Raw genomic sequence first — 11,124 nt, forward strand, 5'->3', positions numbered from 1 at the left:
TCGCAAGCGGCCGCCGTTGTCCACCCCGGCGGCCGACTCCTCCCGGCCATCGATCCGGAGTGCCATGCCGAGCCCCCGCACCGCTTCCGCCGCGCTGACCGGCGCCCTCGTCGTGGCCCTCGTCGGCTGCGCAACCGGCGGCAGTGGTGCCGTCGAGCGTCCCGCGGCACCCGCAGCCGCCGTGAGCGCCGCCACCGGGCCGGTGGGCGCGGGACCCGCGTCCGGGGCGTCGGCGGCGCCCGGCGGGCCCGCCGCGTCCGGCCCCGCCGCCCTGCCCCTCGCGCCGTCGCCCGAGCCCACGCCCGACGAGACGGCGCGGACCCGGAGCGCGGTGCTCGCCATTCCGGACATCGGCGTCCGGGACCTGCGCGTCGTGCCGTACGAGGGGACGCCGGACGACTGGCCGGGCACCCGGATACAGGACCGGGGCCTCGCGGCCAGCCCGTACGGCCCGAAGGGCGGCGTGGGGCCGGGAGAGGTGGGGAACTACCTGGTCACGGCGCACCGGCTGGCCGCCGGCGGCCCGCTGCTCGACCTGCCCGCCCTCGACGTCGGCGACGCGGTGTTCGTCACCTCGGGCGGCACGGTCCACGAGTACCGGATCACGGAGACCCGCAGTACGTCGTTCCGCTCCCCCGCCTCCCTCGCCGAGCAGCGTGCCCCGGTGCCGGGCAAGCCGGGTGAGCGGCCGGTCAAGGCGATGATCACGATCTCCACCTGCGCGACGCCCGAGGACGACGCGGCTGGGAATCACTGGCGCGACGCCAAGGGCAACCCCGAGCACCGGATCGACAAGGTCGGCGTACTGGTGTCATCGGAGAAGACACAGGGGCAGTGACTTCAGCCCGTTGATGAAGTGGGACACCAGCCGCCGGGGCGGGGTGGCGGCCTCGTAGGGCGGCAGCGCGCGCAGCACCTCCTCGTGCAGCACCCGCAGCTGGAGCCGGGCGAAGTGGGCGCCCAGGCAGACGTGCGGGCCGTCGCCGAACGACACGTGCGGGTTGGGCGAACGGCCCAGGTCGAGGCGGTGGGGGTCGGGGAAGACCCGCTCGTCGTGGTTGGCCGAGGCGTGGAAGACGACCACCTTGTCGCCGCGGCGCACCCGCCGGCCGTGCAGCACGTGGTCCTCGGCCGCCGTGCGGCGGAAGTGCAGCACCGGCGGGTGGAAGCGCAGCAGCTCCTCGACGGCGGTGGTGACGGCGAACCGGCCCTCCCGCAGGGCCCGCTGCTCCTCGGGGTGGCCGGCGAGGGCGAGCAGTCCGCCGGGGGCGGCGCTGCGGACGGTGTCGTTCCCGGCGACGGTCAGCAGGAAGAAGGACATCTCCAGTTCGCCGTCGGACAGGTCGGCGTGTGCGAGGGAGGTGAGGACGTCGTCGCCGGGGTGCTTCCGCTTGTGCGCGGCGAGGTCCCGCGCGTAACCGAACATCTCCTCCAGCATGGCGGGCGAGCGGGGGTTCACGGGCGTGCCGTCCGGGCCGAGCACCGGGGGTTCGTCCGGGTCCTGGTAGGCGATGACGCGTTCGGTCCAGGTGAGCAGCAGCCCCCGGTCGCCGGGCGGCACGCCGAGCAGGTCGGTGAGGTTGAGCAGGGCGTACTCGTCGGTGACGGCGCGTACGGCGTCGACGGTGCCGTCCCCGTCGCGGGCGGTGGCGCGGGCGGCGCCGAGCAGGGCACGGGCCCTGGCGGTGGCGGCGGCCGCGAAGCGGTCGACGCGCGCCGGGGTGAACGCTCGGCTGACCAGGCGGCGCAGTCTGCCGTGCCCGGGCGGGTCCTGATTGAGCATCATGCGCCGGATGAACGGCAGGTCGGCCGGGTCGGGGTCGCGGATCTGCGTGGCGCCCAGGTACGAGGAGTAGCGGCGGGCGTCCTTGAGGACCCGCACGACGTCGGCGTGGCGGGTCACCGCCCAGAAGCCCGGTCCGGCGGGCCAGCCCAGGACCCGGTACTCGTCCTGCCACGCCACCGGGTGCCGGTCGCGCAGCTCGCGGTAGGCGTCGTACGGGATCCCGCGCGCGTACAGCCGGGGGTCGAACACGTCCGGGACCGGTGGTACGACGGTCACGCGTCGCCGTCCGCGCGCAGGAAGTCCTCGACGACCCGGATCAGTTCCAGCGGTGTCTCGTCCATGGCGTAGTGGCCGGCGCGCGGCAGTTCGGTGACCCGGCCCTTGGGGTAGCAGCGCAGCCAGGTGCGCCGCATCAGTTCGGCGCCGAGCGCCGGGTCGAGCGCGCCGACGACCGCGAGGGCCGGTACGTCGCTGTCGGCGACCTCGGCGTGGAAGTCCTCGCGGGCCCAGGAGTCGAGCCAGGCGCGGAACGCCGCGGGGTCGCTGCGGTCCAGGGAGCGGCGCACCATGCGGTCGAGCCAGGCGTCCGGCCGGTTCCCGCCGGTGGTGGCGTCGATGATGGCGCGGCGGGCGGCGGGGTTCTCGGCGGCGCCGGCGAACAGCTCCCACTGCTCGGGCGGCATGAGCAGCCCGCCCGCCGGGACGGGCGAGACGCCGACCAGCCGGCGGACCCGCTCCGGCGCGGCGGCCAGGACCCGCTGGGCGACGCTGCCGCCCATCGAGTGCCCGACGACGGAGAACCGCTCCCAGCCGAGCCGGTCGGCGAGGGCGAGGATGTCGGCGGCCGCCCGGGCGGTCGTGTACGGGCCGGGGGCGTCCTTCGCCTCGCCGTAGCCGCGCAGGTCCACCAGGGCGTAGCCGAGTGCGTCGCCGTCGAGGTCGTCGACGACCGGCGCCCAGGCGGCCCGGTCGGCGAGCCAGCCGTGGACGGCGACGACGTGGTGGGGTCCGTCGCCGATCCGCTGATGGGGCAGGAGGAAGGGTGCCACGGGCGCTCCGATCGTGAGGCAGGGCGTGCCGGGCCGGCGCGGCAGGCCGTGCCCGGTCGACTTCACCTTGGCCCGCTCCCGGCCGCGCCACAAGACCGCCGCGCCCGGCCGGGTCCCGGCACGCCTCGCGCACGGCCGCGGGACACCTGGCGGAGGGCCCCGGGGACACCTGGCGGAGGGCTCGGGGGTGCCTGGCGGAGGGCCCCGGTGGTCAGCCGGCGCCGGGGCCGGGGGCCGGGCGGGGGCGGCCGGCGTACCGGGCGACCAGCTCGCGTTTGAGGACCTTCCCGCTCGGGCCGAGGGGGAAGGTGTCGGTGAACTCCACGCGGCGCGGGTACTTGTAGGCGGCGACGCGCGCCCGGCTCCAGGCGATGATCTCCTCCGCGAGGGCGTCGTCGGCGACCGTGCCGGGCCGTGGCCGGACCACGGCGCACACCTCCTCCCCGTGGCGCTCGTCCGGCAGGCCGACGACCGCGACGGCGGCGACGGCGGGGTGGCGGCCGAGGACGTCCTCCACCTCGCGCGGGTAGACGTTGTACCCGCCGCGGACCACCATGTCCTTCTTGCGGTCGACGACGGTGAGGACGCCCTCGTCGTCGAGCACCCCGAGGTCGCCCGTGCGGAACCAGCCGTCGACCATGACCTCCGCGGTGGCCTCGGGCCGGCCGAGGTAGCCGGCCATGACGTTGTGCCCGCGGACGACGATCTCGCCGGTCTCCCCCGGCGGCAGCGGCTCGATCCTGCCCTCCAGGTCCGCTCGGGCGATCGCCACCCGGACGCCCCGGACGGGCGTTCCCACCGTGCCGGGCCGGCAGGGCCGCCCGGGCTGGTTGTAGGCGACGACGGGGGACGTCTCGGTGAGGCCGTACCCCTCGTACACCTCGCAGCCGAAGGTGTCACGGAACTCCTCCAGCACGGCCACCGGCAGCGCCGCCCCGCCGCTGTACGCCCGGTCGAGGGGCGGGCGTCCAGGGTCCCGGCGGGCCGCTTCCAGCAGGTCCAGGTACATCGTCGGTACGCCCATGAACACGGTGCACCGCTCGGCCGTCATCAGCCGCAGCGCCTCGGCCGCCTCGAAGCGCCGCATCAGCACCATGGTGGCCCCGGCGTGGAAGCAGGTGGCCATCCCGCAGATCTGGCCGAAGGTGTGGAACAGCGGGAGGCAGCCCAGCAGGACGTCGTCGCCGCGCAGGGCGAAGGGCGACACCACGGTGGTGGTGACGTTCATGACCAGGTTGGCGTGCGTGATCATCGCGCCCTTGGGCCGCCCGGTGGTGCCCGAGGTGTAGAGGACCAGGGCCAGGTCGTCCGGGGCGCGCTCCACGTACGTGCCGAGCGGCGTCGTCCGCGCGGCGAGGGCGTCGAGGTCCGGGACGCCGCCCGACCCGTCCCCGTGGACGGTCAGGACGGTGGGGACGCCCGCCCGGCGGGCGGCCGTGGCGCCGACGGCGAGGAGCGGGGCGGCGCAGACGACGGCCCGGGCGCCGCAGTCGCCCAGCACATGGGCGGCCTCGTCGGCCTTGAGCAGCGCGTTGACCGGCACGACGGTCGCCCCGAGCGCGAGCGCCCCGAAGTAGGCGGCCGGGAAGTGCGGGGTGTTCGTGAGGAGCAGGGCGACACGGTCGCCCGGCCCGACTCCGTGTTCGCGCAGGACGGCCGCGTACCGGCGGGCGAGGTCCCACAGCTCCCGGTAGGTGACGCGGCCGGCGGCGGTCACGAGCGCAGGGTGGTCGGGGCGACGGGCCGCGCTGTGCGCGAGGAGGTGGGCCGCGCCGGGCGTGGCGGCACCGGGCTCGGCGGCACCGGGCGTGAGGGTGCCGCTCATGCGGGGAGAAGGCGGGATGTGCGTGGCGACGACTCGCGTACGGAATTGTCGGATCCGGGCATCGGAACTCCGGTTTCACGGGAGCGGGAAGCGTGCGGCGGGACCGGGACGGCGAGGGATTTCCAGCATGGCATACGAACCGCCTTTCGACAGCGCGGAATTGCACACTGTTCCGGACGCGCGGCCGCTCCTAGGATGAACCGCTCCATCACCGCGCGGGCCGACGGAAGCGCGCGGGGCGACAGAGAGCGAGCCGGAAACCATGATCCAGTACACGGATTTCTTCTCACGTCTCGCGGAGGAATCCGCGAGCCGGAAGCGCGAGTTCCTGGAGATCGGCAGGATCGCCGGACGTTTCCCCGCCGCCACCACGCGGCAGGATGGCGAAATAGCCGTCTGGTGCAGCAATGACTATCTGGGTATGGGGCAGCACCCGCTCGTCGTCCGGGCGATGAAAACGGCGATCGACGAATACGGGGCCGGTTCCGGGGGTTCGCGGAACATCGGCGGGACGAACCACTATCACGTGCTGCTGGAGCGGGAACTGGCCGACCTGCACGGCAAGGAGGACGCGCTGGTCTTCACCTCCGGCTACTCGGCCAATGAGGGCGCCCTGTCGGTGCTGGCGGGCCGCATGGACGGCTGCGTCGCCTTCTCCGACGAGCTGAACCACGCCTCGATCATCGACGGCTTACGCCACAGCCGGGCGGAGAAGCGCATTTTCCGCCACAACGACCCCGCGCATCTGGAGGAGTTGGTGGCGGCGGTCGATCCGCGCCGTCCGAAGCTGCTGGTCACGGAGTCCGTCCACTCGATGGGCGGGGACATGGCGCCGCTCGCGGAGCTCGCCGACATCGCGAAGCGGTACGGGATGCTCACGTTCCTGGACGAGGTGCACGCGGTGGGGATGTACGGGCCGCAGGGCGCCGGGATCGCCGCCGAGCGGGGGCTGGCGGGCGAGTTCGACCTGGTCATGGGGACCCTGGCCAAGGCGTTCGGCACCACGGGCGGTTACGTCGCCGGGCCGTCGCTCCTCATCGACGCGGTACGGGCCTTCTCCCGCTCGTTCATCTTCACCACCGCGCTCCCGCCGTCCGTCGCGGCCGGCGGGCTGGCGGCGGTCCGGCACCTGCGGGGCTCGGACGTCGAGCGGGAGCGGCTGAGGACCAACGCCAGGACGATGCACCGGATGCTGGCGGAGCGGCGGATCCCGTTCCTGTCGGACCACTCCCACATCGTGTCGGTACGGGTGGGCGAGGACGCGCTGTGCAAGCGGATCTCCGCGCTCCTGCTGGAGCGTCACGGGATGTACGTCCAGGCGATCAACGCGCCGAGCGTACGGGCCGGTGAGGAGATCCTGCGGGTGGCGCCGGGCGCCGTGCACTCCCCCGCCGACGTACGGGACTTCGTGACCGCGCTGGACGGCATCTGGACCGAGCTGGGCGTCCCGCGCGGCCGGACCGAGCGCGGCTGAGCCCCCCGGCCGGCGGTCCGCGCCCGCACCCGTACGTGCCGGTCCGCACCCGCACCCGTCCCGCGCCCGCGCCCGTGCGCGTCAGTCCGGGGCCGCGGCCGTCGCCGTGGACCACAGCCCGCGCATCTCCGCCGAGGCGGCGAGCACCTCGTCGAGCGGTCCCGAGGCGTCCACCCGGCCGTCCTTCACCACCACCACCCGCGCCGCCGCCCGCAGCACGGCGGGCCGGTGGGAGACCGCGAGCACGGCCGACGAACCGTCGAGCAGCCGGCTCCACAGGGTGCGCTCGGTCTCCGGGTCGAGCGCGCTGGAGATGTCGTCCACCACCATGAGCTGCGGCCGCCGGACGAGCATGCGGGCGATGGCGAGGCGCTGGATCTGGCCACCGGACAGCCGCAGCCCGCGCGGCCCGACCACGGTGTCCACGCCGTCCCGCATGGCGGCGACGTCGGGCTCCAGCACGGCGGTGCGCAGCGCCGCGGTGAGCGCCCGTTCGTCGTCCAGCCCCAGCAGCACGTTCTCCCGTACCGAGCCGCTGAACAGCCTGGGGGCCTGCGGGACGTAGCCGCAGCGCGGCGGCACGAGGAAGGCCGCCCGGTCGTCCCGCGGCTCGCCGTTCCACCGGACCTCGCCGGCCGCGGGCGCGGGCATGAGGCCCAGCACGGCGCGCAGCAGCGTGGTCTTGCCCGCTCCCACGCCTCCCGTGACGACCGTGAGGGTGCCCCCGGCGACCGAGAGGTGGACGTCCTCGACGCCGCGGCGCGTCCCGGGGTGGTGGGCCGTCAGGTGGCGCACCTCCAGCAGGCGCGGGGCGTCGCGGTGCGGTGGGGGTCCGGATCCGGCCGGGGGCGCGGGGCGGGGCACGGGCGCGGCGCGTGGTTCCGGCTCGCGCGGTGCCGGGGCGGGGTCCCGGCCTGCGCCGAGGAAGCCGGTGATGCGTTCCAGGGCCACCGACACCCTTTGCAGCCGGATGGAGAGGATGCCGATGGAGGCGAGGGCCTCGGCGAGGATCTGGAGGTAGAAGGTGAACAGTGCCAGGTCGCCGACGCCGAAGGTGTCCCGCGCCCGCCCGGCGGTCAGCAGCAGGACGAGCCCCACGCCGATCGGGGCGGCGTTGCCGATGACGTTGCGCTGGACGCCGGCGAACAGCGCCTCCCGCACGGCGGCCCGCCCCCGTGCCTCGTTCAGCCGTCCGATGTGCGCGGCGACGTGGTCCTCGGCGGCGGCGGCCTGCACGGCCTTCACCGCGCCCACGGCCTCCCCGAGGGCGCCGGCCACCTCGGCGGAGGCGGTGCGGGTGGCCCTGCGGTGGACGAGGAACCGGCCGTGCACGAGGGCCGTCAGCAGGGTGACGGCCAGCAGGAGCCCGACGAGCGCGACGGTGACGAGCACGTCGACGCTGAGCATCACGCCGACGGACGCGACGACGAACAGCCAGTGCGCGAGGTTCGTGGGCGCCCACGCCAGGAAGAAGCCGACCTCCTCCACGTCCTCGCCCACCGCGCGGAGCGCCTCGCCCGGCGGGACGCGGGCGGTGACGTCCGGCCGTCGCAGGACCGTGCCGAGCAGCGACCGGCGCAGTCCCGCGGTGGCGCCGTACTGGAGGCGCGGCTCCAGGCGGCTGAGCATCACGCCGAACTGGAGCACCAGCCGGGCGCCCTCTATGGCGGCCACCCAGGCGATCAGGAGGATCAGCCCGTCGCCGCGGCCGCCCCCGGCGGCGCCGATGCCGTCGAAGAGGCGCTGGAAGAGGAGCCCCACCGCCAGGGTTCCGGCCCGGAGCAGCACCCACAGCGCGGTCAGCGTCCAGTAGGCGCCCGACGAGCCGCGCAGCACGCTCCGCAGGCGGGAGAGGGTCGCGCCCATCAGGCCGCCCGGCCGGTGCGGAGCAGGCCGTGGAAGCGGGACGCGGGGTCGGCGGCGAGGGCGGTCCGCTCACCGTGCTCGACCACCCGGCCGCCGTCGAGCACCAGTATCCGGTCGACGTGGCGCAGCGCGTGCGGCCGGTGCTGGACCACGACGGCGGTACGGTCGCGCAGCAGGCGTTCCATGGCGGGGGCGAGGAGTTCCTCGGTGTGCGGGTCGAGGCGGGCGGTGGGCTCGTCCATCAGCACGACGGCGGGGTCGCGGAGGAAGGCCCGGGCCAGGGCGACGAGTTGTTCCTCCCCCGCGGACATGCCGCGCGCGCCGGAGCCGAGGACCGTGTCGAGGCCGTCGGGCAGCTGCCGCAGCCAGCCGTCGAGACCGGCCTGTCCGAGGGCGTCGAGGATGCGGGAGTCGCCGACCGAGCGGTCGAAGAAGGCGAGGTTGTCGCGGAGGGTGGCGTGGAAGACGTGGACCTCCTGGGTGATCAGGGCGACCCTGCCACGCAGGGCGGGGACGTCCGGCGGGCGGATCTCCCGGCCGCCGACGGTGATCGTGCCGCGGACCGGCCGGTGCAGCCCGAACAGCAGCCGGACGACGGTGGACTTGCCGCTGCCGGTGCGTCCGACCACGCCGAGCCGTTCACCGGGGCGCAGGTGGAAGGAGACGTCCGTGAGGACGGGTTCGCCGGGGTCGTAGTGGAAGAAGACGCCTTCGAAGCGCAGGTCCAGCGGCCCGTCCCGCCACGGCCGGGCGCCCTTCGGCGGCAGTGCCCGGGCCGGCGGTCCGCCCGCCCCCGGCGGCCGCGCCCCGGGCGGCGGCCCGTCGTGCCCGTCCCGCTCCCGCACCAGTTCGGCCAGGCGTCCGACGCTCACGATCGCGCCCTCCAGTTCCTGGAAGCGGGCGGTGAGGGCGAGCAGCGGGCGGCGCAGCAGCATGGCGTACGACAGCGCGGCGAACGCGGTGCCGGTGGTGAGCTGTCCGCGGGCGTGCAGCCAGACGCTCACCACCAGGGCGAGCACCACGCTCGCCGCCGACAGGCCCTGGACGGTGGCGGGCCACAGCACGGAGACCCGCGCCGCGCGCCGGGCCCGGTCGTACAGGGTGCCGAGCCGGTCCTCCAGCGCCCGCATGGTGTGGCGGGCCGCCCCGTTGGCCGTGAGGTCCTCGGCGCCGGCGAGCCGTTCCTCCAGGAAGCCCAGGAGGTCGGCGACGGAGGCCTGGCGGGCGGTGACGAAGGGGACCGCCCGGCCGACGAGCCGCCGCAGGAGCAGCAGGGTGCACAGGGTGAACGGGGCGAACACGAGGGCGAGCACCTGGTCGAGCCGGAACAGCGCGGCGAGGATGCCGACGACGAGCAGGGCCTGGGCGGCCACCTCGAGCAGGAGCGAGGACATGACGCCGGCCAGGCGGGTCACGTCGCCGTCGACCCGGTCGACGAGTTCGCCGGGCGGGTGGCGCTGGTAGAACGCCGAGGGGCGGCGCAGGCAGTGGGCCACCAGCTCGGCGCGGAGCCGGTTGGTGGTGCGCCAGGCGAGGCGGGCGGCGAGGTGGTCGCCGCCGATGGAGACGGCCGTCTGGCCGAGTGCCGCCGCGCAGTACCAGGCGGCGACGGTGAGCAGCACCGCGTCGGGCGAGCCGGACAGGGCGCCGTCGACGAAGCGGCGCAGCATCTCGGGTGCGACCAACTGGAGTCCGACGCCCAGGGGGACGACCGCAGCGAGGAGTGCCAGGGACCGGCGTTCGCCGCGCAGGTGCCGGCCGAGTCCGCGAAGCCGGCGCCATGGGGTGTCTGCCAACGCGGCCCCTCCGTCCGTCTCGACGCCGGAACCCCGACAGCATAAGGAGCGGCCATGCGGTTGGGAATGGGATGGCTGATATACGTCAGTTGCGGAATCCTTCCCGCCGTCCGCTTATCCGTGGCGACGGTGGTGTTTCCGGTTTTCGCCCGTCGCCATCGGGCGCCATTGCTCGCGGAAAGAACGCGCTGTTAGACTCCGGCGCGTCTTTCAGGTCCCCTTTGTCCGCCTGTCCGGGGCCGAATACCAGCACGTCGCACCGCCTTGAACAGCCGTATGCGCAACGGAACAAGGGGGACTTCATGCCAAGCGACGCACATGTTCCGGCCATCGCCGGAGATGTCGTGGTGACCGGTGCAGCGGGTTTCATCGGGTCGCATCTGGTGAAAGCTTTGCGCCAGAGCGGCCGGAATGTGGTGGGGGTGGACCGCCGGGACATGGGCGTCCACACCGGAGCCGTCCCGGCACCGGGGGAAGGCGCCTTCCGGGCGCGGACCGGTGATCTCGCGACCATGGACCTCAGTTCCTGCCTGAAAGGCGTGGACCTGGTGTTCCACCTGGCCGCGTTACCCGGCGTACGGCCTTCGTGGACGGAATTCCCGGAGTATCTCCACTGCAATGTCCTGGCCACCCAGCGGCTGCTGGACGCCTGTGTGCAGGCGGGCGTCGGACGGGTCGTGGTGGCGTCGTCGTCGAGCGTGTACGGAGGCGTCGACGGCGCCATGGACGAGGGCATGCTCCCCCGCCCCACCTCCCCCTACGGCGTGACGAAACTGGCCGCCGAGCGGCTCGCCCTGGCGTTCGCCGCCCGCCCGGACGCCGCGCTGTCGGTGGCCGCGCTGCGCTTCTTCACCGTCTACGGCCCCGGGCAGCGGCCGGACATGTTCATCTCGCGGATGATCCGCGCGGTGCTGCGCGGGGAGCCCATCGAGGTCTACGGCGACGGGTCGCAGATCCGGGACTTCGTGTACGTCGAGGACGTCGTCCGCGCCCTGCTGCTGGCCGGCGCGCCGACCCGGCGCGCCGGCGACCGGGCCGAGGTGCTGAACGTGGGCACCGGCTCGTCCGTCTCGCTGAACCGGCTCCTGTCGCTGACCGCCGAGCTGACCGGGCGCCGCCCGGACGCCCGCTACGGCCCCATCCGGGTCGGTGACGTGGGCGCCACCACGGCCGACGTCACCCGGGCCCGGGACCGGCTCGGCTTCCGCCCCGCCACGGACCTGCGCACCGGCCTGGCCGCCCAGATCGAGTGGACCCGCCGGCGGACCGACGGCCCGCAGCGGCCCCGGACGGCGCCCGGCACCGCCACCACCGGCCGACGGGCGTAA

At 74.7% G+C, this 11,124-nt stretch carries 8 protein-coding genes; 3 read left to right on the forward strand and 5 right to left on the reverse strand.

What is annotated here, in order from left to right; genetic code table 11:
- Positions 1-64: 64 nt before the first annotated feature.
- The gene (locus tag A4V12_RS20485) at positions 65-838 is read left to right on the forward strand and encodes a class E sortase (protein ID WP_079137180.1); all 774 of its coding nucleotides are present in this window, start codon (positions 65-67) and stop codon (positions 836-838) included.
- Here A4V12_RS20485 and A4V12_RS20490 read toward each other — a convergent pair.
- The 3 genes from A4V12_RS20490 to A4V12_RS20500 form a co-directional block, all read right to left on the reverse strand.
- Positions 812-2,062 carry a cytochrome P450 gene (locus tag A4V12_RS20490; protein ID WP_064070791.1) on the reverse strand — a complete coding sequence of 417 codons (1,251 nt, stop codon included), beginning with the start codon at positions 2,060-2,062 and terminating at the stop codon, positions 812-814. The genes A4V12_RS20485 and A4V12_RS20490 overlap by 27 nt on opposite strands.
- Positions 2,059-2,835 (reverse strand): alpha/beta fold hydrolase, encoded by a 777-nt coding sequence (locus A4V12_RS20495; RefSeq protein ID WP_064070967.1) that lies wholly within the window; start codon positions 2,833-2,835, stop codon positions 2,059-2,061. Before A4V12_RS20495 ends, A4V12_RS20490 begins: the two co-directional genes overlap by 4 nt.
- A 211-nt stretch (positions 2,836-3,046) precedes the next feature.
- Positions 3,047-4,660, reverse strand: a complete 1,614-nt coding sequence (locus tag A4V12_RS20500; protein WP_064070792.1) for a long-chain-fatty-acid--CoA ligase — start codon at positions 4,658-4,660, stop codon at positions 3,047-3,049.
- Between the two features lie 262 nt (positions 4,661-4,922).
- Here A4V12_RS20500 and hemA point away from each other — a divergent pair, with 262 nt between their 5' ends.
- Positions 4,923-6,134 (forward strand): 5-aminolevulinate synthase, encoded by a 1,212-nt coding sequence (hemA, locus tag A4V12_RS20505; protein ID WP_064070793.1) that lies wholly within the window; start codon positions 4,923-4,925, stop codon positions 6,132-6,134.
- Between the two features lie 81 nt (positions 6,135-6,215).
- On the opposite strand, the gene A4V12_RS20510 is transcribed toward hemA, so the two are convergent.
- Together A4V12_RS20510 and A4V12_RS20515 are read right to left on the reverse strand one after the other, a co-directional pair.
- Entirely contained in the window at positions 6,216-8,000 is a 1,785-nt protein-coding gene (locus A4V12_RS20510; protein ID WP_079137181.1) for an ATP-binding cassette domain-containing protein, read from the reverse strand.
- A complete protein-coding gene (locus A4V12_RS20515) occupies positions 8,000-9,796 on the reverse strand; it encodes an ABC transporter ATP-binding protein (RefSeq protein ID WP_064070794.1) in 1,797 nt (598 codons plus the stop codon). Before A4V12_RS20515 ends, A4V12_RS20510 begins: the two co-directional genes overlap by 1 nt.
- A 302-nt stretch (positions 9,797-10,098) precedes the next feature.
- On the opposite strand from A4V12_RS20515, the gene A4V12_RS20520 reads away from it, so the two are divergent.
- Entirely contained in the window at positions 10,099-11,124 is a 1,026-nt protein-coding gene (locus A4V12_RS20520; RefSeq protein WP_199831331.1) for an NAD-dependent epimerase/dehydratase family protein, read from the forward strand.

This window comes from Streptomyces noursei (assembly GCF_001646665.1).
In the GTDB taxonomy this organism is placed as follows: domain Bacteria; phylum Actinomycetota; class Actinomycetes; order Streptomycetales; family Streptomycetaceae; genus Streptomyces; species Streptomyces lavendulocolor.